The organism is Streptomyces triticisoli (assembly GCF_003270085.1).
Lineage (GTDB): Bacteria > Actinomycetota > Actinomycetes > Streptomycetales > Streptomycetaceae > Streptomyces > Streptomyces triticisoli.
In genome coordinates this window covers 1-24,228 of sequence record NZ_QFDQ01000165.1, presented here as the reverse complement: position 1 = coordinate 24,228, position 24,228 = coordinate 1, and the positions used below count along the sequence as shown (strand labels likewise).

Sequence of the window (24,228 nt, the reverse complement as noted above, 5' to 3'; positions counted from 1 at the left end):
CGTGGGGGTGTCGGCGTCCGGCGGGCGGTCCGTCTGCGGGCGCCGCGCCCGGTACGCCGCCCGGTAGGCCGCCGGCGACGCGCCCAGCTGCCGCCGGAAGTGGCCGCGCAGCGCCACCGGGGAGCGGAAGCCGCAGCGGCCCGCGACCTCGTCCACCGAGTAGTCCGACGTCTCCAGCAGCCGCTGCGCCTGCAGCACCCGCTGCGTGATCAGCCACTGCAGCGGCGCGCTGCCGGTCAGCGAGCGGAAGCGGCGGTCGAACGTACGACGGCTCATGTACGCCCGCGCCGCCAGCGTCTCCACGTCGAACTGCTCGTGCAGATGCTCCAGCGCCCAGGCGACGACCTCGGCCAGCGGGTCGGCGCCGATCTCCTCCGGTAAAGAGCGGTCCAGGTAGCGTTCCTGGCCTCCGCCCCGGCGGGGCGGGACCACCAGCCGCCGGGCCAGCGCGCCCGCCGCCTCCTGGCCGTGGTCCGCGCGCACGATGTGCAGGCACAGGTCGATTCCGGCGGCCGTACCCGCCGACGTCAGCACGTCGCCGTCGTCGACGAACAGCTCCCGTGGATCGACGTGCACCGACGGATAGCGCTTGGCCAGCGTCGGCGCGTACATCCAGTGCGTGGTCGCCGGGCGGCCGTCCAGCAGGCCGGCCGCGGCCAGCACGAAGGCCCCGGTGCACAGGCCCACGATGCGGGCGCCCTCCTCGTGCGCCCGGCGCAGCGCGTCGAGCGACTCCTGAGGCGGCGGCGAGGTGATCGAGCGCCAGGCCGGCACGACGACCGTGCCCGCGCGCGAGATCGCCTCCAGTCCATGTGGCGCGGTGAGTTCCAGGCCCCCCGTGGTCCGCAGTGGGCCGTCCTCGCCGCCGCACACCAGCAGTCGGTAGCGCGGCACGCCGGCGTCCTGGCGGTCAACCCCGAACACCGACAGCGGTATGGAACTCTCGAAGATGGGGCCGCCGCCGAACAGCAGCACCGCGACGATCTCCTTGCGGCGTCGCCCCGACAGCTTCCGGGCCGCGGTTTCCGGCGCGGCAGTGGAGTCGTGGCTCATCCTGCTAAGCCCCCCTCGGTGGTCGCGGCTCCTCGGTTGTGTCGCTCCTGCACGTTTCCCCTCGGTCCTGCACGAGTCCCCCGCCGTAAGACAGTCAAGATCGAATCTACTGTGTCACGCCGTGCCGCGGTGACCGGTTCGCCACCCGGCGGATTGTCGACATGGCAACTTGGCGTGAAGCATTCGATCACGAAGCGTTGCACTCGGGGAGCGTGCAGGGAAGTGCGCCTTGTCGCAGTGGCCAAACCGCATAGGGTGCGCGGGGCCCCTGAGACCCTTTCCGTGCAGGTCGAACGGGGGGTAGGGGGTGCTTCGACCGGGGGGTGCACGGGTGCGGGAAGTTGGCTGAAAACATACGTTCGTGTGCGCGGAAACCGGTCAGTCGACCGGTGTCGCTCCGCCCGGGCGCCGACCGCCCCGGTGAGCACCCGTCCCGGTTCTGTGGTGACGGCCGCGGTGCGGGGCGCGCTCCTCGCCGCGCAGCCGGGCCGCCCCGCGCTCCGACTGGCGCAGCAGGATCCGGCAGACCCCGGTGACGGCCGCGAGACCCAGCGCGGTGCCGGTGGCGCCGGGGAGCGAGGTGCCGTACCAGAGCAGGACCACCGGGACGACGACGCAGCTGAAGGCGGACCAGCGGATCACCTCACTCACACCGTCGCCCACCGTGCCGGCGGCCTCCGCGCCCCTCCCGGCCGACGGGCGGCGCTCGGGGACGGCGGGAAAGGCGGGGACGGCGGGGGCGGTACGGGGTCCGGGCACGGCGTGCTCCCTACGGCGGCGGTTCCCCGGGTTCAACGCCCGTCCGACCGGTCGGTCACTCCGCGGCGCCGTGGCGACACCCCGTGCCGGACGGGCGGCCCGTACCGCAGGTGCACGGCCACCGGTGAGTGAACCCTGTCCAAACCGCCTGTACGAGGCAGCAACCATTGCGTTACGGGCGTCGCTTCGTGCATGCTCCGAGGAACCGCCAAGGAGAGTGTGCGGGACGGGCCGGGTCCCACAGGACACCGCAGGGCCTTGAGGAGGCGTGCGACCGTACCCTTGGGGGTATGGGGACGGGAAGACGATTCCCGGACACCACTCCGCCGCACACTGTCGTCCCCGACAAAGGATCACATCGCCGAGACAGCCATGGCCGGTCACGAATTCTTCGAATCCGCAAACCGCAAGCGGCCGGTCGCCGACCCCACGGCGGCCGATCCCCTGGCGGCGGAAGAGCCACGCCGGCCCTGTGATCCGGCGTTCAAGCACGGTGTCGTCGTCGGCTTCGACGGTTCCGTCTCCAGCGAGCGCGCCCTCGCCTACGCGGTCGGCATGGCGCGGCGCACCCACTCGGGCCTGATCATCGTGCACGTCGCCAACCGGCTGCCCACCACGGTGTGGGCCGGCTGCGAGCCGCCCGTCTTCGTCGACGTCCCCGACCACCGCACCGAGGTCCTCGGGCTCGAACTCGCCTGCGCGGACTACCTCGCGGAGGTGCCGTGGATCCTGGTGGAGCGCGGCGGCGACATCTGCCACGAGCTCGAGGAGGTCGGCAAGGAGTACGCGGCGGACGCGATCGTGGTCGGCTCCACGCACGGAATCGTCGGCCGGCTGTTCGGCTCGGTCGCCGGGCGGCTCGCCAAACGTGCGAAGCGGCCTGTGGTCGTCATCCCCTGAAGGGGGTGACGCCCCCCTGCGTGATGAGGCACACGTGGGGGGGCGTTCTGGTTGGTTCTGCCTGTGCGGGCGCGTTGTGGTTGGTCGCGCCCGCGATGGGGGTCTCCCCTGCTCGTCAAGAGCTTGGGGGAGGAGCCGCATATCGATGCAGCCCCGCGCCCCTTTGGGGCGTCTTACTCCACCGTTACCGACTTGGCCAGGTTCCTTGGCTTGTCGATGTCTCGGCCCAGGGCCAATGCCGTGTGGTAGGCGAGGAGTTGGAGGGGGATGCCCATGAGGATCGGGTCCAGTTCGTCCTCGTTCTTGGGGACGACGACCGTCCGGTCGGCCTTCTCCTGCTCCTGGTGGGCGACGGCGAGGATCCTGCCGCTGCGGGCCTTGATCTCCTCCATGGCCGCGCGGTTCTTCTCCAGCAGGTCGTCGTCCGGCACGATCGCCACCGTCGGCAGGGCGGGCTCGATCAGGGCCAGCGGGCCGTGCTTGAGCTCGGAGGCCGGGTAGGCCTCGGCGTGGATGTAGGAGACCTCCTTGAGCTTCAGGGAGGCCTCACGGGCCACCGGGTAGCCCCGGACACGGCCGATGAAGAGCATCGAGCGGGCGTCGGCGCAACTCTTCGCCAGCTCCTTGATCTCCTCCTCCTGCTTCAGGATCTCGGAGATCTGCGCCGGGAGCCTGCGCAGGCCCTCGATGATCCGCTTGCCGTCGCGCACCGACAGGTCGCGGATGCGGCCCAGGTGCAGCGCCAGCAGCGCGAAGGCGACGCAGGTGTTGGTGAAGCACTTGGTGGACACCACGCACACCTCGGGGCCGGCGTGCACGTAGATGCCGCCGCCCGCCTCGCGGGCGATCGCGGAGCCGACCACGTTGACGACGCCGAGCACCCGCGCGCCCTTGCGCTTGAGCTCCTGCACGGCCGCCAGCACGTCGTAGGTCTCACCGGACTGCGAGACCGCGATGTACAGGGTGTCGGGGTCCACCACCGCGTTGCGGTACCGGAACTCGGAGGCCGGCTCGGCGTCGGCCGGGATACGGGCCAGCTCCTCGATCATCTGGGCGCCGATCATGCCCGCGTGGTACGAGGTGCCGCAGCCCAGGATCTTCACCCGGCGCACCGCGCGCGCCTCGCGGATGTCGAGGTTGATGCCGCCGAGGTGCACGGTGGCGAACCGGTCGTCGATCCGGCCGCGCAGCACCCGGTCCACGGCCTCGGCCTGCTCGTGGATCTCCTTGTGCATGTACGTGTCGTGGCCGCCCGTGTCGTACGACTCGGCCTCCCACTCCACGGTGGTCGGCTCGGCGGTCGTCCGGGTGCCCTCGGTGGTGTACGTACGGAAGTCGTCGGCCGTGAGGGTGGCCATCTCGCCGTCGCCGAGCGTGACTATCTGGCGGGTGTGGGTGACCAGCGCGGCGACGTCGGAGGCGACGAACATCTCCTTCTCGCCGATGCCGAGCACGACCGGCGAGCCGTTGCGGGCGACCACGATCCGGTCGGGGAAGTCGGCGTGCAGCACGGCGATGCCGTAGGTGCCCTCGACCAGGCGGACGGTCTGGCGGACCTTCTCCTCCAGCGTCTCGGCCTCGGAGCGGGCGATGAGGTGGGTGAGGACCTCGGTGTCGGTCTCGGAGAGGAACTCCACGCCGTCCGCCTCCAGCTTGCGGCGCAGGTCGGCGGCGTTGTCGATGATGCCGTTGTGCACGACGGCGACCTTGTCGTCGGCCGACATGTGCGGGTGGGCGTTCACGTCGGAGGGGGCGCCGTGGGTGGCCCAGCGGGTGTGGGCGATGCCGGTGGTGCCCTTGAAGCGGGCCGGGACCTTCGCCCGGAGGTCCCGGACCCGGCCCTTGGCCTTGACCATTCTCAGGCCCGGCGTCTTCGGGGAGGTGACGACGATGCCCGCCGAGTCGTAGCCGCGGTACTCCAGGCGCTGCAGGCCCTCCAGGAGCAGCGGGGCGACGTCACGCTTCCCGATGTATCCGACGATTCCGCACATATGGAGGTGTTCCTCAGCCGTAGACGATCCGCCGCAGCTGCCGGAGGGAGAGCTCCGGCGGCGCCACCGCGCGGTATTTCAGTTCCGCCCCGATCCGTTCGAAGATCTCCGCGTTCACCAGGCCCTGGGCCTGCAGCTCGCGGTGGCGGCGACGGACGAACTCCTCGGTCGTCTCGTCGAAGTAGGCGAGCACGTCCTGGACCACCCGCAGCGCCTCGCCCCGGTTCAGGGGCGTGGACCGCGCCAGGTGATCAACAAGTTCGTCGTGCACCCGGAGGATTTTGGAGTACGGAGGCCGCTCACGCAAGAATCCTGCCCGATTTCGGGCAGGATTTCGGTGGAGTCCTTGCCTCCGCTCGAGGGTGTCGCCGTCGCGCGTCCCATGTCGTTCTTCCGGATGATTTCCGCCGCGGGGGGACTGTTTCACCGCGGCCGCGAGAGACTGGTCCATACCATCGGGGTTCACCGAGCCTCCGAGCCGAGCGAAGGGAGCGCATGTGAGACGGCACCACAGAACGACTCCCCGTACGACCCGAATGACCCGAGCCCTGGGTTCGCTGCTGCTGGTGGCGGCGACCGGGGCTTTCGCCGTGGGCGCCGCGCCTGCCGGCCACGCGGGGCACCAGCGGGCCGCGACCCCCCTGGACCAGGTGGTCCCCGCCCCCGCCTCCGTGCAGGCCGGCACAACCCCGTACCGCGTCACCCCCGGCACCCACATCCGCGTCGACGACTCCCGCGAGGTCCGCCAGGTCGGCGCGTACCTCGCGGACATCCTGCGCCCCTCGACCGGCTACCGCCTGCCCGTGACCACGCACGGCCAGGGAGGCATCCGACTGCGGCTGGACAAGGGTCCGTTCGGCGCCGAGGGCTATCGCCTCGACAGCGGGGCCGAGGGCGTGACCATCACCGCCAGGGAGCCGGCCGGGCTCTTCCACGGCGTGCAGACCCTGCGCCAGCTGCTGCCCGCCGCCGTCGAGAAGAGGTCCGTGCAGCCGGGGCCGTGGCTGGTCGCGGGCGGCACCATCCAGGACAGCCCGCGCTACGCGTACCGCGGCGCCATGCTCGACGTCTCCCGGCACTTCTTCACCGTCGCGCAGGTCAAGCGCTACATCGACGAACTCGCCCTCTACAAGATCAACAAGCTGCACCTGCACCTCAGCGACGACCAGGGCTGGCGCATCGCCATCGACTCCTGGCCGCGCCTGGCCACCCACGGCGGCTCCACCCAGGTCGGCGGCGGCCCGGGCGGCCACTACACCAAGGCCGACTACAAGGAGATCGTCCGCCACGCCGCCTCCCGCCACCTGGAGGTCGTCCCCGAGATCGACATGCCCGGCCACACCAACGCGGCCCTGGCCTCCTACGCCGAGCTGAACTGCGACGGCGTGGCGCCCCCGCTCTACACCGGCACCAAGGTCGGCTTCAGCTCGCTGTGCGTGCACAAGGAGATCACCTACGACTTCGTGGACGACGTGATCCGCGAGCTGGCCGCCCTCACCCCCGGCCGCTACCTGCACATCGGCGGTGACGAGGCGCACTCCACGAGTCACGACGACTACGTGAAGTTCATGGACCGCGTGCAGCCGATCGTCGCCAAGTACGGCAAGACGGTCATCGGCTGGCACCAGCTGACCGGCGCCACCCCCGCCAAGGGCGCCCTCGCCCAGTACTGGGGCCTGGACTCCACCAGCGCGGCGGAGAAGGCGCAGGTCGCACGGGCCGCGCAGAACGGCACCGGGCTGATCCTGTCCCCGGCCGACCGGGTGTACCTGGACATGAAGTACACCAAGGACACCCCGCTGGGCCTGGCCTGGGCCGGGTACGTCGAGGTCCAGCGGTCGTACGACTGGGACCCGGGCAGCTATCTGCCGGGTGCGCCCGCGTCCGCCGTACACGGTGTCGAGGCCCCGCTGTGGTCGGAGACCCTGTCCACCTCCGCCCACATCGACACCATGGCCTTCCCCCGGCTGCCCGGCGTCGCCGAGCTGGGCTGGTCGCCGGCGGCCACGCACGACTGGGACACCTACAAGGTGCGGCTCGCGGCCCAGGCGCCGCGCTGGGACGCGCTGGGGATCGGGTACCACCGGTCGCCGCAGGTGCCCTGGCCCGCTCAGTGAGCGCCCGGTGAGCGCCCAGTGGACGAACGTGCCGGCGGGCACCCCGGAGGACCGTACTCCGGGGTGCCCGCCCGTCCGGGTCAGAACTCCGCGAGGGGGTTCTTCAGGTTCCCGGCCAGCTGCAGCGCGCCCGACGGGTCCGCCAGGTCCACCATCTGCTGGTTGTTCCGCAGCTGGAGCCGGTTGAGGCAGCTCAGCGCGAACTCGGGGGCGAACATGTCGTACTGCCGGAACTTCTCGGCGAGTTCGGGCACCGACGCCTGGTATGCGCGGACCACCTCGGCGACCGTCCGCCAGAAGTCGTCCTCCTGAAGGACTCCCTCGGTGGCGAGCTGCGCGGCCAGGAAGCGGAAGAAGCAGTCGAAGACGTCCGTGAGGATCGACAGCAGCTTCCTGTCCTCCGGGACCTCCACCCGGATCCGCCGCACCTCGGGCGGCAGCGCGGCGTCCGGGTCCAGCACCGCGATCTCCTCGGCGATGTCCTTGTGGACCGCCCGCCGCACCACGCCGTCCTCCAGGACGAGGATCACGTTCTCTCCGTGCGGCATGAACACCAGGTCGTAGGCGTAGAAACTGTGGAGAAGAGGCGTGAAGTAGGCCCGCAGGTAGTGCCGCAGCCACTCCGAGGGCGCCAGCCCGGAGCGTTCGATCAGCGCGCCCGCGAAGGACGCGCCCTCGTGGTCCACATGGAGGAGGGATGCCATGGTGGCCAGGGACTCGCCCTCCCGCAGCGAGGGCACCGGGCTCTCCCGCCAGAGCGCGGCCAGCATCTTCCGGTACGGCGAGTAGCGGTCCGTGGCCGCCTCGTACTCCAGGTGGCGGTAGCCGACCGCCGCCCGCTCGCGGATGATCGTCAGGCCCGTCGACCTCAGCACCGGGTCGCTGTCGATCAGCTGCGCGAGCCAGTCGTTGATGGCCGGGGTGGCCTCCATGTAGGCGGCCGAAAGCCCGCGCATGAAGCCCATGTTGAGGACGGAGAGGGCGGTCTTGACGTAGTGCTTCTCGGGGTGGGAGGCGTTGAAGAAGGTCCGTATGGACTGCTGGGCCAGGTACTCGTCGTCGCCCTCGCCCAGACAGACCAGGTGGCGGCGGGCGATCTCGGCGGCGAAGGTGACGGTGAGCTTGTTCCACCACTGCCAGGGGTGGACGGGGACGAGCAGGTATTCGGCGGGGTCGAGGCCCTGTTCGCGCAGCCGCTTCTCGAACCGCTCGACGGTCGCCCCGCCCAACTCCTCCCGCAGGAACGCCTCGTACTCGATGCCGGCGCCCGCCGTGAAGGCCGCCCGTGAGCGGTGCGCGGCCAGCCACACCAGCCGGACGGGGCTCGCGGTCTCGGGGGCGTGGGAGAGGTACTCGTGGACGCCGAAGCCGAGCCGCCCGTTGTTGGCCACGAAGCAGGGGTGGCCCTCGGTCATGCCGGTCTCGATGTCCTGGAAGCCGCTGTCCGCGAGCTCGGCGGAGGTCACCCGCGGCTTGGTGAGCTTGTAGCAGGTGCTCGCCAGGGTGGAGGAGATCTCCTCCAGGTAGACCGGCAGGATCTCGTCGCTCAGGCCCAGGGTCCGCTTCAGCTCGATGAAGAAGTCCAGGGCGGCCAGGGGGAGTTCGGCGTCCGCGCGGTGGCGGGAGATGGACTCCGGGTCCACCTGCCAGTGGTCGAGGGCGCGGCGGGTGGCGGTGAAGCGGTAGTGGGTCAGGCCGTCGTCGGCGCGGACGACGTAGTGGTCGCCGTCCGGCTCGGGCGTGAGCAGCCGCTCGTGGGCGAACTCGGCGAGGGCCTTGCGCATCAGCAGGCGGTTGGCGGTCTCCCAGTGCTCGGGGGAGAGGTGGGCCACGGCGTCGGCGAGGGTCATGCGCGCACCGCCTCCTCGAACCGCTCCCGCGTGCAGAAGCTGAGCAGCGCCGTCTTCTCCGGCTTCCGGATCTCCCGCTCCGGCACGAAGCCGACGGCTTCGTTCAGGGCGTGCACGGCCGTGTTGCGCACGTCGGGCTCGACCACCACCCTTCTCGTCGCCGGGTCCTCGAAGAGGTGGGCCATCACGGCGGTGATCACGGCCCGGGAGAACCCGTGCACGGGTGTGTCGGTGGGCGCGACCAGGAAGTGCATGCCGACGTCGCCCGGCTCGGGCTCGTACAGTCCGGCCAGCTCCCGGTGGGCGGGGTCGTACCGCTCCAGCAGGAAGGCGGGCTCCCCGTCGTGCAGGCCGAGGAACGCGTGGTGGTGCTCGTCGGCGGCGATCTCCAGGTAGGCGCGCTCGACGTCCGCCGGCTTCGCGTCCCGCATCATCCAGAACCTGGCCTTGGGGTGCGTGACCCAGCCGTGCAGCAGCTCGGCGTCCTGCAGCGGGTCGAGCGGACGGATCGTGAAGGCCGTCATACAGCGAACTCCTGGAAGGCGATCGTCTTTTCGACCGGGTAGTACTCGGTGCCGAGCAGCTCCCGGATGATGCAGCTGTTGCGGTAGGCGCCCATGCCCAGGTCGGGGCTGGTGACGCTGTGGGTGTGCACGCCGGCGTTCTGCAGGAAGACGCCCCGGCCGGTGACGTCGATGGCGTAGTTGCGGGCGATGTCGAAGTTGCCGTGGGAGTCGCGGCGCAGGCGGTCGCGGATGGGCCGCAGGAACTCCGGTTCGGCGTACCGGTAGCCGGTCGCCAGGACCAGACCCTCGCTGCGCAGCTCGAAGTCCTTGCCCTGCTCCTCCTGGCGGAAGGTGAGGGTGTACGTGCCGTCGTCGTACGCCGCCTCGGTGAGCGTGGAGTTGGTGAGCAGGCGGGTGGGGGCCGGGCCGGTGAGGTTCTTCCGGTAGAGCAGGTCGAAGATGTCGTCGATCAGGTCCCCGTCGATGCCCTTGAACAGGCCCTTGTGCTGTTCGGTGAGGCGGTAGCGGGTCGGCTCCGGCAGCGCGTGGTAGTAGTCGACGTACTCCGGGGAGGTCATCTCCAGAGTGAGCTTGGTGTACTCCAGCGGGAAGAAACGCGGGGAGCGGGTGACCCAGTTCAGGCGGTAGCCGTGGACGTCGATCTCGCCGAGCAGGTCGTGGTAGATCTCGGCGGCGGACTGGCCGCTGCCGACCAGTGTGATCGACTTCTTGCGCTGGAGCCGTGCCCGGTGCTCCCGGTAGCGGGAGGTGTGGAGGAAGTCGCCGCCCAGGCCGCGGCAGGCGTCCGGGAGGTGCGGAGGGGTGCCGGTGCCGAGGATCAGCCGGCGGGCGCGGTAGGTCGCCCCGGTGTGCGTCCGTACGGCGTACAGCTCGTCCGTCTCGTCGTACGTCACCTCGGTGACCGTCGTGCCGAAGCGGACGCTGCTCAGCCGGGCCGCCGCCCAGCGGCAGTAGTCGTCGTACTCGATCCGGAGGGGGTAGAAGTTCTCGCGGATGTAGAACGAGTACAGACGGCCCTTCTCCTTCAGGTAGTTGAGGAAGGAATACGGGGACGTCGGGTCGGCGAGGGTCACCAGGTCCGACAGGAACGGGGTCTGCAGGTGGGCGCCGTCGAGGAACATCCCCGAGTGCCACTCGAAGTCGGGCTTGGACTCCAGGAAGACGCCGTCGAGTCCGGTGATCGGCTCGGTGAGGCAGGCGAGGCCGAGGTTGAAGGGGCCGAGCCCGATTCCCACGAAGTCGTAAGGGGCGGTGGGGGCTTCAGGACGCGCGGTCAAGGGACCCTCCCAGGTACTGCTCGGCGTGGCCGGTGATCAGGTCGAGGACGGCGGCGAGGTCGTCCGGCGTGGTCTCGGGGTTGAGCAGGGTGAACTTCAGGTAGTGGCGGCCGGCGACCTTGGTGCCGGCGACCACGGCGTCGCCGGAGGCGAACAGGGCCTTGCGGGCGTGGAGGTTGGCGCGGTCGATCTCGGCGGGGTCGGTGGCGGCGGCCGGGAGGCAGCGGAAGACCAGGGTCGACAGGGCCGGCTCGGCGACGACCTCGAAGCGCGGGTCGGCGGCGAGCAGCTGGAAGCCCTCGGCCGCCAGGTCGCACACCTCGTCGAAGAGCTGCCCGATCCCGTCGGCGCCCATCACGCGCAGTGTCATCCACAGCTTGAGGGCGTCGAAGCGGCGGGTGGTCTGGAGGGACTTGTCGACCTGGTTGGGGATGCGCTCGGTGACCGCACGGCGCGGGTTGAGGTAGTCCGCGTGGTAGGTGGCGTGCCGCAGGGTGGAGGTGTCCCGGACCAGCAGGGCGGACGAACTCACCGGCTGGAAGAAGGACTTGTGGTAGTCGACGGTGACCGAGTCGGCGCTTTCGATGCCGGTGAGCAGGTGGCGGCGGGTGGGGGAGACCAGCAGGCCGCAGCCGTAGGCCGCGTCGACGTGCAGCCAGGTGCCGTACCGCGCGCACAGTTCGGCGATCTCGGGCAGCGGGTCGATGGAGCCGAAGTCGGTGGTGCCGGCGGTGGCGACCACGGCCATGGGGACCAGGCCCTCGCGGCGGCAGCGCTCCAGTTCGCGGGCGAGCGCGACCGTCCGCATCCGCTGGTGGTGGTCGACGGGGACGGGGACCACCGACTCGGGGCCCAGACCCAGGAGTTTGGCCGACTTGCGCACACTGAAGTGGCTGATCCCGGAGGTGAGGATCCGCAGCCGGGCCGGGGAGTCCGTCTTGGCCTCCTCACGGGCGAGCAGCAGTGCCTGGAGATTGGACTGGGTGCCGCCGGAGGTGAACACGCCGTCGGCGGCGGGACCGAGGCCGATGCGGGCGGCCGTCCAGTCGATGAGCCTGCGCTCGATCAGGGTGCCGCCGGCCGACTGGTCCCAGGTGTCCAGGGAGGAGTTGACGGCGGACAGGACGGCCTCGCCGAGCACCGCGGGGATGACGACCGGGCAGTTGAGGTGGGCGACGTAGCGGGGGTGGTGGAAGTAGACCGCGTCCCGCAGGTAGATCTCCTCCAGCTCGTCGAGGGCCGCCGTGGTGTCGTTCAGCGGACGGTCGAGGTCGATCCGCTCGACGCGGGGGGCGAGGGCGTCGGCCGTGATCCCGGTGAACGGACGGTCGGTGGCGGCGAGCCTGGCGGCCACCCGCTCCACTCCTTCTTTCACGGAGCGGCGGTAGTGCTCCGCGGTGAGGTCATTGAGCAGGTGTGAGCGCATGTGGGGGTCCTCCGGTGGGTGGGGACGTCCGTGGGGACGCGTTGAGGGGCGGAGCCGCGCGACATCAACTTAGGCTAGCCTAGCCTTAGTTGGGCTCCGGTGAGGCGCTGCCCCACCTCCGGCCGGTGTCACTCCACCGCGCGGCGCGGCCCTCCCGGCAGAGGGTTCAGGCGACCTTCTCGGCCGTCTCGATGGCCTTCGCCAGGTCCTCCAGCAGCGGGGCGCACTTGTCGTAGGACAGAACCGGCTCGGCGGTGCGCGGGACGACCTGGCCGGCCTGGACGGCGGGGAGCTTCTTCCAGGTGGCCTGAGTGATGTCGGCGGGCTGGATGGCCGAGGTGCGGTTGTCCATCATGATGACGTCCGCCGCGTACTTGTCGGCGTTCTCCCAGCTCAGCGACTCGAACCAGCCGCCGCCCTGCTTCTTGGCGCTCTCGGGGGGCTCGACGAGGTTCACGCCGAGGGCCTTGAAGTACTCCAGGTCGACGGAGAGGTTGGTGCCGGAGACGTAGAACAGGTCCTGGGCGGCCGAGCCCGCCATCACCTTGATGTCCGGCTTGGCCTTGGCGGCGGCGCGCAGCCGGGCGGCCGCGTCCTCGAAGCGCTTCTTCGCCCGCGTGACCCTGTCGGTGGTGACGTCCGCGCCGAGGGACTTCGCGAGCGCGAGCATGCGCTCCAGCGGCTCGGTCAGCTGCCGGTCGTAGACGGAGATGCCGACGGTGGGGGCGCCGACGGCGAGGATCTTCTTCTTCGACTCCTCCGGGACGTACCAGAGGGTGCCCGCGTCGTCGAACATGGTGGAGATCAGGGCGTCGGGGGCGAGGGCCGCGTACTTCTCGATGCTGAACTGGCCCCACTCGTTGCCGAGGACCGTCACCTTGCTGACGTCCATGTCGCCGGCCTGTACGTCGGCCTTGCCGTCCTTGGTCGTCGTCGGGCCGAAGACGCCTTTGACCCGGACGCCGTAGTCGTACAGCGCGGCGGCCACGCCGACGAAGGCCACGATGTTCGACGGAACCTGGTCGGCCTTGACGCTCTGCCCCCGGTCGTCCTCGAAGGACCAGGGGCCGGACCCGGCGGCGGCCGTTCCGTTGCCCGACCCACCGTTTTTCGCGTCCTCGCTGCCGCAGGCTGCGAGCACGGCACCGAGGCCGAGGGCGCCGCCCGCGGCGATGATGCCGCGGCGGGAGAGGGTGGTGGTACGGGCGTTGGGCATGGGTATGACTGCTTTCGAACGGGGCGGGGCGCCCGCCGGACAGGTTCGAAGGTAGGTTAGCCTAACCTCAGTTGCTGTCCAGGGGGCGGGTCGCCGCGCCCACGCCCGGGGAGTGTCAGCCCGTCAGGCCCAGTTCCCTCGCGATCAGCATCCGCTGCACCTCGCTCGTGCCCTCGCCGATCTCCAGGATCTTGGAGTCGCGCCACATGCGGGCGACCGGATACTCGTTCATGAAGCCGTAGCCGCCGTGGATCTGGGTGGCGTCACGGGCGTTGTCGACGGCGATCGTGGAGGAATAGAGCTTGGCCAGGGCCGCCTCCTTCTTGAAGGGTTCGCCCGCCACCAGCCGGTAGGCCGCGTCACGCCAGGCGAGGCGGGACGTGTGGGCCTTCATCTCCATGTCGGCGATCTTGAACTGGATGGCCTGGTTGGCGCCGATCGGCCTGCCGAAGGCGTGGCGCTCCTTGGCGTACTTCACCGACTCGTCCACGCAGCCCTGGGCGAGCCCCGTCGCCAGCGCCGCGATGGCGATCCGGCCCTCGTCCAGGATCCGCAGGAACTGCGCGTAGCCGCGGCCCTCCTCGCCCAGCAGGTTCGCCGCCGGCACCCGGACGTCGGAGAAGGACAGCTCACGGGTGTCCGAGGCGTTCCAGCCGACCTTCGAGTAGGCGGGCGCCACCGTGAAGCCGGGCGTGCCCGAGGGGACGATGATCGCGGAGATCAGCGGGCGGCCGTCGGGCTTGCGGCCGGTGACCGCGGTGACCGTCACCAGGCCGGTGATGTCCGTGCCCGAGTTGGTGATGAAGCACTTGGTGCCGTTGATCACCCACTCGTTCGTGTCCGGGTCCAGGCGGGCCGTCGTACGGGTCGCCCCCGCGTCCGAGCCGCCGTCAGGCTCCGTCAGGCCGAAGGCGCCCAGCATCTCGCCGGAGCACAGCTTGGGCAGCCACTGCCGCTTCTGCTCCTCGGTGCCGAACAGGTGCAGCGGCATCGCGCCGAGCGACACCCCGGCCTCCAGGGTGATGGCGACCGAGGAGTCGACGCGGGCCAGCTCCTCCAGCGCGATGCCGAGGGCCAGGTAGTCGCCGCCCATGCCGCCGTACTCCTCCGGGAACGGCAGCCCGAACAGGCCCATCCGGCCCATCTCCCGCACGATCTCGTACGGGAACTCGTGCCGCTCGTAGAAGTCGCCGATCTTGGGGGCCACGACGTCGTGTGCGAACTCCTCGACGGTGCGGCGGAGTTCCTCCAGCTCGGGGGTCAGACGGTGGTTCATCGTCGAATCACTGCTCCTTGTGGGAGAGGGCGCGGAGGGTGCGGGAAGGGCTGGGACGGCCCAGCCGGTCGGCCATCCACTCGCTCGTGGCGACGAGGCGGCCGAGGTCGACCCCGGTGTCGATGCCGAGGCCGTGCAGCATCCACACCAGGTCCTCGGTGGCGAGGTTGCCGGTGGCGGACTTGGCGTACGGGCAGCCGCCGAGGCCGCCCGCGGAGGCGTCGACGGTGGTGACGCCGTGCTGGAGCGCGGCCAGGGTGTTGGCGAGGGCCTGGCCGTAGGTGTCGTGGAAGTGCACGCCGAGCACGGAGGCCGGCACGTGCCGCTCGCCCAGTGCGGCCAGCAGTGCGAGTACGTGACCGGGGGTCGCCACGCCGATCGTGTCCCCGAGGCTCAGCTCGTCGCAGCCCATGTCCAGCAGCGCCCGGCACACGTCGACGACCTGGTGGAGGGGGACGGCGCCCTCCCAGGGGTCGCCGAAGCACATGGAGACATAGCCGCGGACGTGGGCGCCCTCGTCCTTCGCGCGGGCCACGACCGGTTCGAAGACCGCGAGGGACTCCGCCACCGTGCGGTTGAGGTTGGCCTTGGCGAAGGACTCGGTGGCGCTGGCGAACACGGCGATGCGGTCCGCTCCGAGGGCGAGCGCGCGCTCCAGGCCCCGCGGGTTGGGCACCAGGACTGGCAGGTGCACCCCTTCCAGGTCCTTGACCTGCGGGAACAGTGCTTCCGCGTCGGCCAGTTGGGGCACCCACTTCGGGTGGACGAAGCTGGTGGCCTCGACCGTCCTCAGGCCCGCGCCAGCGAGGCGGCGGATGAACTCCGCCTTGACCTCGGTCGGCACGGTCGCCTTCTCGTTCTGCAGCCCGTCGCGCGGGCCGACCTCGTGGATCCTGACCCGGGCGGGCAAGTCGGGGGCCGGGACGACCATGGGCAGGCCGGGTTCGGGGGTGCTCATGCCGTCTCCTCCTCCGGTGCGGTCTCCGCGGGCGCGATGACCGCCAGCACCTGGTCCATGGCGACCGTCGCGCCCGGAGCGACGTCCAGTGCGGTGACGGTGCCGGCGTGCGGGGCGGAGATGACGTGCTCCATCTTCATCGCCTCGACCACCAGCAGGCTCTGGCCCGCGGCCACCTCGTCGCCGACGGCCACCTTCACCACCGTGACCGTGCCCGGCATGGGGGCGGTGAGCGAGTCGGCGCCGGAGTGGGCCGCGCGGCCGAGGGACGCGGCCACCGGGTCGTGGTCGCGCACGTGCCAGGCGTCGCCGTCGCGCCCGATCCAGTCGGCGGCGCGGTGGAAGGTGTGGCGGACGCCGTCCAGGGTGACCGAGACCGTGTCGCCGGTGACCGCGTGGGTGCCGCGCACCGGGTGAGTGACGGGATCCAGTCCCGGCACCCGCAGCGGGAACGCCATCGGCTTCGGTTCCCCGCCCAGCCGCCAGCCGCTCGGCACCGAGAACGGGTCGGTCCAGCCCCCGCCCTTCGGCCGCAGTGCCTCCAGCCGTACGGCGGCGGCGGCCTCGTAGACCTCCTCCGGCACGTCCGTGGCGACCAGCTCGTCGACCACCCGCTCCACCAGCCCGGTGTCCAGCTCGCCCGCCACGACGGCCGGGTGGGCCAGCAGCCGGCGCAGGAAGCCGGCGTTGGTCTGCACGCCCAGGGTGACCGTGCGGGCGAGGGCCGCGCGGAGTTTCCTGAGCGCGGTGGCCCGGTCGGGGCCGTAGGCGATCACCTTGGACAGCATCGGGTCGTACAGGCTGCCGACCTCCGTGCCCTCGCTCAGCCCGGAGTCGGTGCGCACCCCTTCGCCCTGCGGCTCGCGCAGCCGCAGCACGGTGCCGCCCGAGGGCAGGAACCCGCGTGCGGGGTCCTCGGCGCACAGGCGGGCCTCGATGGCGTGACCGGTGAGGGAGACGTCCTCCTGGGCGAACGCCAGCGGCTCGCCCGCCGCCACCCGCAGCTGCCACTCCACCAGGTCCACACCGGTGATCAGCTCGGTGACCGGGTGCTCCACCTGCAGGCGGGTGTTCATCTCCATGAAGTAGTACGCCGTCGGATCCCCGCCGGGCACGATGAACTCCACCGTGCCCGCGCCCCGGTAGCCGCAGGAGCGGGCGGCCTGGACCGCCGCCTCGCCCATCGAGGCCCGGGTCTCCTCGTCGAGGAGCACGCTCGGCGCCTCCTCGACGATCTTCTGGTGGCGGCGCTGGAGGGAGCACTCGCGCTCGCCCAGGTGCACGACGTTGCCGTGGCCGTCGGCCAGGACCTGGATCTCGATGTGCCGGGGCCGGTCGATCCAGCGCTCGACGAGCAGGGTGTCGTCGCCGAAGGAGGCGCGGGCCTCGCGGCGGGCGGCGGCGATCTCCTCGGAGATCCGCTCGGCGTCCCGCACCAGCCGCATGCCCTTGCCGCCGCCTCCGGCGGAGGGCTTGAGCAGCACCGGCATGCCGATCCCGCGGGCGGCGTCGGCGAGCTCGTCGTCGGTGAGCCCGGAGCCGCTGGAGCCGGGGACCACCGGAACCCCGGCCGCCTTCACCGTCTCCTTGGCGCGGATCTTGTCGCCCATGAGGGAGATCGCGTCCGCGGGAGGGCCGATGAAGACCAGCCCGGCCTCCTCGCAGGCGCGCGCGAAGCCGGCGTTCTCCGCGAGGAAGCCGTACCCGGGGTGGACGGCCTGGGCGCCGGTGCGGGCGGCGGCCTCCAGCAGCCGGTCGACGGACAGGTAGCTCTCGGCCGCGGGCGCCGGGCCGATCCGCACCGCGGTGTCGGCCTCCCGGACGTGCCGGGCGTCCGCGTCGGCGTCGGAGAAGACGGCCACCGAGCGCACGCCGAGGGCGCGCAGGGTGCGGATGACGCGGACGGCGATCTCGCCGCGGTTGGCCACCAGAACTGTTTCGAACATCTCTACGAGCTCCCCCTCACATCCGGAAGACGCCGAACTGGGGGTCGCCCAGCGGAGCGTTGGCACACGCGGTCAGGGCCAGGCCCAGTACCTGGCGGGTTTCCAGCGGGTCGATCACGCCGTCGTCCCAGAGTCGGGCGGTGGCGTAGTAGGCGTTGCCCTGCTGCTCGTACTGGGCGCGGATGGGCGCCTTGAAGGACTCCTCGTCCTCGACGGGCCACTGCTCCCCGCGGGCCTCGAGCTGGTCGCGCTTGACGGTGGCGAGGACGGAGGCGGCCTGCTCGCCGCCCATGACCGAGATCTTGGCGTTCGGCCACATCCACATGAAGCGGGGGGAGTACGCCCTGCCGCACATGGAGTAGTTCCCCGCGCCGTACGACCCGCCGACGACCACCGTCAGCTTGGGCACGCGTGTGCAGGCGACGGCCGTGACCATCTTGGCGCCGTGCTTGGCGATGCCGCCGGCCTCGTAGTCCCTGCCCACCATGAAGCCGGAGATGTTCTGCAGGAACACCAGGGGGATGCCCCGCTGGTCGCACAGCTCGATGAAGTGGGCGCCCTTCTGGGCGGACTCGGAGAACAGGATGCCGTTGTTGGCGACGATCCCGACCGGGTGGCCGTGGATCCGGGCGAAGCCGGTGACCAGGGTCTGCCCGAACTCGGCCTTGAACTCGGCGAAGCGGGAGCCGTCCACCACGCGCGCGATGATCTCGCGGACGTCGTAGGGGGTGCGGGGGTCGGCCGGGACGGCGCCGTAGAGCCCGTGGGGGTCGACCTTCGGCTCGACGGCCCCGGTGACCTCCCAGGGCAGTTCCCCGCGCGCGGGGAGGGTGGAGACGATCGTGCGGACGATCCGCAGGGCGTGGGCGTCGTCCTCCGCGAGGTGGTCGGTGACGCCGGAGGTGCGGGAGTGCACCTCGCCGCCGCCCAGCTCCTCGGCGGTGACGACCTCGCCGGTGGCCGCCTTCACCAGCGGGGGCCCGCCCAGGAAGATCGTGCCCTGGTTGCGGACGATCACGGCCTCGTCGCTCATCGCCGGGACGTAGGCCCCGCCGGCCGTGCAGGAGCCGAGGACGGCGGCGATCTGCGGGATGCCGGCGCCGGACATGCGGGCCTGGTTGTAGAAGATCCGGCCGAAGTGCTCACGGTCGGGGAAGACCTCGTCCTGCAGGGGCAGGAAGGCGCCGCCCGAGTCGACCAGGTACAGGCACGGGAGGCGGTTCTCCAGGGCCACCTCCTGCGCGCGCAGGTGCTTCTTCACCGTCATCGGGTAGTACGTCCCGCCCTTGACGGTGGCGTCGTTGGCGACGATCACGCACTCACGGCCGCTGACCCTGCCGATCCCGGCGATCACCCCGGCGGCCGGGGCCTGCCCCTCGTACATCCCGTCGGCGGCCAGCGGCGCCAGCTCCAGGAAGGGCGAGCCGCGGTCGAGCAGCGTGTCCACGCGGTCGCGCGGCAGCAGCTTTCCGCGCGCGGTGTGCCGCGCGCGTGCCTTCTCGCCGCCGCCGAGCCGGGCGGCGGCGAGCTTTCCGCGCAGCTCCTCGGCGAGCGCGCGGTGAGCCTCTTCGTTGGCCCGCCAGGCCTCCGACGCGGGGTCGGCCGCGCTCGTCAGCTCCGGTGCCTGATGCATCCTGCGGTCCCCTCACGTGTTAATGAGCGTTAACCCACTCCCTTCAGGTTAACGACCGCTAACCTCCCTGTCTAGAATCGTTCCCATGACCACGCGAACCGACGCCCCCACCCGCCGCGAGCAGATCCTCAAGGAGGCCGCGCGGCTCTTCGCCGAACGTGGCTTCCACGGCGTCGGCGTCGACGAGATAGGCGCCGCGGTGGGCATCAGCGGGCCGGGGCTCTACCGGCACTTCGCGGGCAAGGACGCGATGCTCGCGGAGCTGCTGGTCGGTATCAGCGGGCAGTTGCTGACGGGGGCGAAGCGGCGGCTGGCGGAGGCGGACGGGGGAGCGGGGCCGGGCGGCCCGGAGGCCGTGCTCGACTCCCTCATCGAGGGACACATCGACTTCGCGCTCGACGACCGCCCGCTCATCACTCTGCACGACCGGGAGCTGGACCGCCTCCGGGACAGCGACCGCAAGCTGGTGCGGCAGCTTCAGCGGCAGTACGTGGAGTTGTGGGTGGGGGTGGTGCGGGAGGTGCACCCGGAGCTCGCGGAGCCGGCCGCGCGGTCGGCCGTCCACTCGGTGTTCGGGCTGCTGAACTCCACGCCGCACCTGGGGCGGGCCGGCTCGCTGCCGGGGCGGGGGGCCACGGCGGAGCTGCTGCACCGGATGGCCCGGGGGGCCTTCGCCGCGGCGAGTTCGCCTGCGGCGGGCTGAGCGGGGGCGCCTCAGGGGTGGGTGGGTCGCCCTGGTCGGGCGGCTGCGGGTGCGTCGTGGTTGGTCGCGCCCCCGATGGGGGTCCCCCTGCTCGTCAAGAGCTTGGGGGAGGAGCCGCATGTCGATACAGCCCCGCGCCCCTCGGGGGCGCAAGCGCCCACCGCCCCCGCCGACTCCCACACCCCTGGCGGGGTGCAGTGACCGGCGTTACTGATGCGGGGACTTTACCGGAGCGCCTACTCGTCGGTACGTTTGTATGAGCAAGCGCTTAGCCATCGGGCCGCAGTCATCGATTGAGGAACCCGGACGGCGAGCAGCCAGGTACGCGAGAGCGGCGCCGGTTCAGGCGCGTGGAAGGGTGGTGGCGGCGTGCGCCGTACGGTGTTCGACGAGGATCACGAGGCGTTCCGGGAGACCCTTCGCGCCTTCATCGAGGCTGAGGTCGTACCGGTGTACGACGAGTGGTTCGCGCAGGGCATCGTGCCCCGCGAGTTCTACTACAAGCTCGCCGAGCTTGGCCTCTTCGGCATCAACGTGCCCGAGGAGTACGGCGGCGCGGGGCTCGAGACGCACAAGTTCGAGGCCATCCAGTCCGAGGAGACCGCCCGCGCGGGCGTCACCTTCGGCGGCTCCGGCGTGCACGTCCTGCTCGCACTGCCCTACCTCAAGATGCTCGCCACCGACGAGCAGAAGAAGCGGTTCCTGCCCAAGTTCGTCTCCGGCGAGGAGATGTGGGCCATCGCGATGACCGAGCCCGGCACCGGCTCCGACCTCGCGGGCATGAAGACCACCGCCAGGCTGAGCGAGGACGGGACGCACTACGTCCTCAACGGCGCCAAGACCTTCATCACCGGCGGTGTGCACGCCGACAAGGTCATCGTCTGCGCCCGTACCGCCGCGGCCACGGCCGAGGACCGCCGCCACGGGATCTCCCTGTTCGCCGTGGACACCAAGTCCGAGGGCTACTCGGTGGGCCGCAAGCTCGACAAGCTGGGGCTCAGGACCTCCGACACCGCCGAGCTCGCCTTCGTCGACGTCAAGGTGCCCGTCGAGGACCTGCTCGGCGAGGAGAACAAGGGCTTCTCCTACCTCGGCGCCAACCTGCCCTCCGAGCGCTGGGGCATCGCCTACGGCGCCTACGCGCAGGCCAAGGCCGCCGTCCGGTTCGCCAAGCAGTACGTGCAGGAGCGCACCGTCTTCGGCAAGCCGGTCGCCCACTTCCAGAACACCAAGTTCGAGCTGGCCGCCTGCCAGGCCGAGGTGGACGCGGCGGAAGCCGTCGCCGACCGGGCGCTCGAAGCGCTCGACGCCGGCGAGCTGACCCCCGCCGAGGCCGCCTCCGCCAAGCTGTTCTGCACCGAGGTCGCCCACCGCGTCATCGACCGCTGCCTGCAGCTGCACGGCGGCTACGGCTACATGAACGAGTACCCGATCGCCCGCCTGTACGCGGACAACCGAGTCAACCGCATCTACGGCGGCACCAGCGAGATCATGAAGACGATCATCGCCAAGGACATGGGCCTGTAAGGAACCATGAGCCAGGCACTCCAGTCCCTGCTCGATCTGCTCGACCTCGAGCGGATCGAGCAGGACATCTTCCGCGGCCGGTCCCACTTCGCGGTCGTCCCGCGCGTCTTCGGCGGGCAGGTCGCGGCGCAGGCGCTGGTCGCCGCCGGGCGCACGGTCCCCGAGGACCGGCACGCGCACTCGCTGCACGCGTACTTCCTGCGCCCCGGCGACCCGGGCGCGCCCATCGTCTACACGGTGGACCGCATCCGCGACGGCCGCTCCTTCACCACCCGCCGGGTGGTCGCCGTCCAGCACGGGCAGCCGATCTTCCACCTCTCGGCGTCCTTCCAGACCCATGAGGACGGGCTCGACCACCAGGCCCCCGCGCCGGCCGCCCCCGACCCTGCGACCCTGCCCACCTCCGACGAGCGCCTGCGCGGCTACGGCCACCTCCCGGCCGAGGTCGTGGACCGGTTCCGGGAGGCCCGCGAGGCGGTCGACCTGCGGTACGTCGACGAGCCGCCGTACGGCAGGTTCGGCGAGCCGCGCGAACCGCACTCCCAGGTGTGGTTCCGCACCAACGGCAAGCTCGGCGACGATCCTCTCCTGCACGTCGTCCTCGCCACCTACGTGTCCGACATGACGCTGCTCGACTCGGTGCTGCTCGCCCACGGGCGCGGCGGCTGGGCGGTCGGGGACGTCGTCGGGGCCTCACTGGACCACGCGATGTGGTTCCACCGGCCGTTCCGGGCCGACGAGTGGCTGCTGTACGACCAGGAGTCGCCCTCCGCGCACGGCGGACGGGGCCTCGGCCAGGCCCGTATCTACACACAGGACGGCCGACTGGCCATCTCGGTGATCCAGGAGGGCGTGGTCCGCGTTCCCCGGGAACACTGAGGGACATGGCGGACACCGCACGCAAAGCCTCACAACAGGACACCGGCGGCGGCGAGAGCACCTTCACGGTGATCGTCGCCGCCCTCGCCAACCTCGGCGTCGCGCTGGCCAAGGCGGTCGCCGGGGTGATCAGCGGATCCAGCGCGATGCTGTCGGAGGCCGCGCACTCGGTCGCCGACACCGTCACCGAGGTGCTGCTGCTCACCGCGCTCAAACGCAGCGGGAAACCCGCCGACGAGGACCACCCGCTCGGCTACGGCGCCGAGCGGTACCTGTGGGCGCTGCTCGCCGCCGTCGCCACCTTCGTCGGCGGCGCCGTCTTCTCCCTCTACGACGCCGTCCACACCCTCACCCAGGGGGAGGAACTGGGCGACCCCCTGGCCTCGTACCTCGTGCTCGCGGTCGCCTTCCTGCTGGAGGGCTTCTCGCTGCGCACCGCCGTGCGCCAGGCGCACGGCGAGGCGGCCCGCCGGAAGGTGCCCTTCCGGCACTATCTGCGGCGCACCCCCGACACCGCCGTGAAAGCGGTCGTCATGGAGGACTCGGCCGCGCTGATCGGTCTGGCCCTCGCGGCGGGCGGCCTGCTCGGCGGGCAGCTCACCGGATCCGGGGTCTGGGACGGGATCGCCTCCCTGTGCATCGGCCTCCTGCTGCTGTACGTCGCCTGGGTGCTGGGCCGGTCCAACGCCGAACTGCTCGTCGGGCGCCCGCTGCCCCGCTCCACACGGGAGCGGATCCGGCAGGAGCTGCTGGCGGTGGAGCACATCGAGGCCGTACTGGAGCTGACCACACTCGTGCAGGGCCCGCGGGAGGCCCTGGTGGCCGCCAAGGTCGACTTCCGGGACGTGTCGAGCGCGGCCCAGGTCGAGTGGGCGTGCGAGCAGGCCGAGCAGCGGCTGCGGGAGGAGTTCCCCAGCGTCGGTCGGGTCTACCTGGACCCGACGCCGGGCTGCGCGCAGCGCCGCTCGGCGGGCCTGAACCCCTGGCCGTATGAGCCGGGCCGGTCTCTGAAGGCCCTACCAGGGCCCTACCAGGGCCCTACCAAGGACCCAACGAAGGCCCTACGCCGCCAGGCCCGCCCGGTCCAGCAGGTACGCCGTCATCGGGTCGTAGTACCGGGGGCTGACCACGTGGTCGTCGAGCGGTACCGCCACCTGAAGCGTCCCCTCGGCCTCGGCGAGGAAGAGGGCCGGGTCGTTGCAGTCCGCGTAGCCGACGGAGTCCACGCCGTGCTGACCGGCACAGCCCGCCCAGCCGTGGTCGGCGACGACCAGGTCCGGCAGCGGGCGGCCCTCGCGCTCCAGGCCGGTGAGGATGGCGCGCATCGGCTCGCCGGAGTGGGTGTGCCACAGCGTGGCACCGTGTTCGAGGACGGCCACGTCCGCGAACTGCATGACGTACCCCTCGTCCGTCTGCAGCCCGTCCGGGATGACGGTGATCTCGCAGCCGGCGGCGCGCAGAGCGGCGGCCGTGGCGCGGTGCACGTCGAGCAGACCACCGGGGTGGCCGGTGGCGAACAGCACCCGCTGCTGCCCGTCGGCCGCCTTGCGCAGCCGGCCGGCCATCCGCTCCAGGGCGTCGACGGTCAGCTCGGGGTCGATGGTGTCCTGGCCGTAGCGGTGCTCCGGGTCGTCGCTGACGCCGACGCGCTCGGCCATCACCGCGAGCACGTCCTGCTCGTCGCTCCAGCGGTCGCCGAACTCCAGCCCGAGCCAGAAGTGGCGGTCGCCGTTCGCGAGTTTGCGGTAGTGGGAGAGGTTGTTCTCGCGGGGGGTGGCGACAGCCCCGGCGATGCGGGTCCTCACGAGGTGGTCGACGAGTTCGGCGCGGCTGGGTGTCCCGGGTATCGGCATGGCCCCCATTGTGGTGTCATGCCCGCCGCAGGGCGAACCACAGTTCCATGCGGACGTCCGGGTCGTCCAGGTCGGTGCCGAGCAGCGCGGCACAGCGGGCGATGCGCTGGCGGACGGTGTTGCGGTGCACGGACAGGGCGACCGCGGTGCGGTCCCAACTGCCGTGCAGGGAAAGCCAGGTGCGCAGTGTCTCGGTGAGCGCCGGCACCGCGCTGATCGGGGCGAGCAGGGCGCGGGCGTGCGCGTCGGCCTCGTCGCGCGTGAAGAAGGCCAGTTGGGCTCTCTTCCCCGGCAGGCCCATTTCGGGCGACGCCGACGTGATCGTCCTGGCCCGGGT

Annotated in this window: 20 protein-coding genes and 1 pseudogene; 6 read left to right on the top strand and 15 right to left on the bottom strand. The window is 71.3% G+C overall.

Features of this window, described 5'->3' with window-relative positions:
- Positions 1 to 1,053: helix-turn-helix domain-containing protein (locus DEP02_RS22290; protein ID WP_112469469.1), on the bottom strand; the 1,053-nt coding region annotated here is incomplete at its 3' end.
- 378 nt (positions 1,054 to 1,431) lie between these two features.
- Positions 1,432 to 1,716, bottom strand: coding sequence for a hypothetical protein (locus DEP02_RS22285; RefSeq protein ID WP_112469471.1), 285 nt, complete (start codon positions 1,714 to 1,716; stop codon positions 1,432 to 1,434).
- Between the two features lie 468 nt (positions 1,717 to 2,184).
- Here DEP02_RS22285 and DEP02_RS22280 point away from each other — a divergent pair, with 468 nt between their 5' ends.
- Complete coding sequence (locus tag DEP02_RS22280; RefSeq protein WP_112469468.1) at positions 2,185 to 2,712, top strand: universal stress protein; 528 nt, start codon at positions 2,185 to 2,187, stop codon at positions 2,710 to 2,712.
- 173 nt (positions 2,713 to 2,885) lie between these two features.
- Here the strand turns inward: DEP02_RS22280 and glmS are convergent, their stop codons facing one another.
- Both glmS and DEP02_RS22270 read right to left on the bottom strand, forming a co-directional pair.
- Entirely contained in the window at positions 2,886 to 4,703 is a 1,818-nt protein-coding gene (gene glmS, locus DEP02_RS22275; protein ID WP_112469467.1) for a glutamine--fructose-6-phosphate transaminase (isomerizing), read from the bottom strand.
- 13 nt (positions 4,704 to 4,716) lie between these two features.
- Positions 4,717 to 4,974 (bottom strand): hypothetical protein, encoded by a 258-nt coding sequence (locus tag DEP02_RS22270; protein ID WP_073952882.1) that lies wholly within the window; start codon positions 4,972 to 4,974, stop codon positions 4,717 to 4,719.
- 265 nt (positions 4,975 to 5,239) lie between these two features.
- Here DEP02_RS22270 and DEP02_RS22265 point away from each other — a divergent pair, with 265 nt between their 5' ends.
- The gene (locus tag DEP02_RS22265; protein ID WP_112469466.1) at positions 5,240 to 6,820 is read left to right on the top strand and encodes a beta-N-acetylhexosaminidase; all 1,581 of its coding nucleotides are present in this window, start codon (positions 5,240 to 5,242) and stop codon (positions 6,818 to 6,820) included.
- An 80-nt stretch (positions 6,821 to 6,900) separates the two neighbouring features.
- Here the strand turns inward: DEP02_RS22265 and DEP02_RS22260 are convergent, their stop codons facing one another.
- The 9 genes from DEP02_RS22260 to DEP02_RS22220 form a co-directional block, all read right to left on the bottom strand.
- Positions 6,901 to 8,670: an IucA/IucC family protein gene (locus DEP02_RS22260; protein ID WP_112469465.1), complete on the bottom strand. Its 1,770-nt coding sequence runs from the start codon at positions 8,668 to 8,670 to the stop codon at positions 6,901 to 6,903.
- Complete coding sequence (locus DEP02_RS22255; RefSeq protein WP_112469464.1) at positions 8,667 to 9,194, bottom strand: GNAT family N-acetyltransferase; 528 nt, start codon at positions 9,192 to 9,194, stop codon at positions 8,667 to 8,669. The genes DEP02_RS22260 and DEP02_RS22255 overlap by 4 nt, the downstream gene beginning before the upstream one ends.
- A complete protein-coding gene (locus DEP02_RS22250; RefSeq protein WP_198668534.1) occupies positions 9,191 to 10,474 on the bottom strand; it encodes a lysine N(6)-hydroxylase/L-ornithine N(5)-oxygenase family protein in 1,284 nt (427 codons plus the stop codon). The genes DEP02_RS22255 and DEP02_RS22250 overlap by 4 nt, the downstream gene beginning before the upstream one ends.
- The gene (locus tag DEP02_RS22245; protein WP_112469462.1) at positions 10,458 to 11,900 is read right to left on the bottom strand and encodes a pyridoxal phosphate-dependent decarboxylase family protein; all 1,443 of its coding nucleotides are present in this window, start codon (positions 11,898 to 11,900) and stop codon (positions 10,458 to 10,460) included. Before DEP02_RS22245 ends, DEP02_RS22250 begins: the two co-directional genes overlap by 17 nt.
- A gap of 166 nt (positions 11,901 to 12,066) precedes the next feature.
- Positions 12,067 to 13,116 (bottom strand): ABC transporter substrate-binding protein, encoded by a 1,050-nt coding sequence (locus tag DEP02_RS22240; protein ID WP_112469461.1) that lies wholly within the window; start codon positions 13,114 to 13,116, stop codon positions 12,067 to 12,069.
- Between the two features lie 115 nt (positions 13,117 to 13,231).
- Positions 13,232 to 14,392 carry an acyl-CoA dehydrogenase family protein gene (locus tag DEP02_RS22235; protein WP_112469460.1) on the bottom strand — a complete coding sequence of 387 codons (1,161 nt, stop codon included), beginning with the start codon at positions 14,390 to 14,392 and terminating at the stop codon, positions 13,232 to 13,234.
- 7 nt (positions 14,393 to 14,399) lie between these two features.
- Positions 14,400 to 15,350, bottom strand: a complete 951-nt coding sequence (locus DEP02_RS22230) for a hydroxymethylglutaryl-CoA lyase (RefSeq protein ID WP_112469459.1) — start codon at positions 15,348 to 15,350, stop codon at positions 14,400 to 14,402.
- Positions 15,347 to 17,296: an acetyl-CoA carboxylase biotin carboxylase subunit gene (locus DEP02_RS22225; protein WP_112469458.1), complete on the bottom strand. Its 1,950-nt coding sequence runs from the start codon at positions 17,294 to 17,296 to the stop codon at positions 15,347 to 15,349. The genes DEP02_RS22230 and DEP02_RS22225 overlap by 4 nt, the downstream gene beginning before the upstream one ends.
- Positions 17,297 to 17,312: 16 nt before the next feature.
- Positions 17,313 to 18,929 carry a carboxyl transferase domain-containing protein gene (locus DEP02_RS22220; protein ID WP_112469457.1) on the bottom strand — a complete coding sequence of 539 codons (1,617 nt, stop codon included), beginning with the start codon at positions 18,927 to 18,929 and terminating at the stop codon, positions 17,313 to 17,315.
- An 85-nt stretch (positions 18,930 to 19,014) separates the two neighbouring features.
- Between DEP02_RS22220 and DEP02_RS22215 the strand changes: the two genes are divergently transcribed.
- From DEP02_RS22215 to DEP02_RS22200, 4 genes and pseudogenes are all read left to right on the top strand, one after another.
- On the top strand, positions 19,015 to 19,632 hold the full coding sequence (locus DEP02_RS22215) for an SACE_7040 family transcriptional regulator (protein WP_112469456.1): 618 nt from the start codon (positions 19,015 to 19,017) through the stop codon (positions 19,630 to 19,632).
- A 369-nt stretch (positions 19,633 to 20,001) separates the two neighbouring features.
- A complete protein-coding gene (locus tag DEP02_RS22210; protein WP_112469455.1) occupies positions 20,002 to 21,159 on the top strand; it encodes an acyl-CoA dehydrogenase family protein in 1,158 nt (385 codons plus the stop codon).
- Between the two features lie 6 nt (positions 21,160 to 21,165).
- Positions 21,166 to 22,038 carry an acyl-CoA thioesterase II gene (gene tesB, locus DEP02_RS22205; protein WP_112469454.1) on the top strand — a complete coding sequence of 291 codons (873 nt, stop codon included), beginning with the start codon at positions 21,166 to 21,168 and terminating at the stop codon, positions 22,036 to 22,038.
- Between the two features lie 5 nt (positions 22,039 to 22,043).
- Positions 22,044 to 23,027, top strand: a pseudogene (locus tag DEP02_RS22200) (cation diffusion facilitator family transporter); the annotation flags it as partial.
- Between the two features lie 72 nt (positions 23,028 to 23,099).
- On the opposite strand, the gene DEP02_RS22195 reads toward DEP02_RS22200, so the two are convergent.
- On the bottom strand, positions 23,100 to 23,891 hold the full coding sequence (locus DEP02_RS22195; protein ID WP_112469470.1) for a phosphatase: 792 nt from the start codon (positions 23,889 to 23,891) through the stop codon (positions 23,100 to 23,102).
- Positions 23,892 to 23,907: 16 nt separating this feature from the next.
- On the bottom strand, positions 23,908 to 24,228 hold a 321-nt coding region (locus tag DEP02_RS22190; protein WP_232839231.1), incomplete at its 5' end, for a helix-turn-helix domain-containing protein.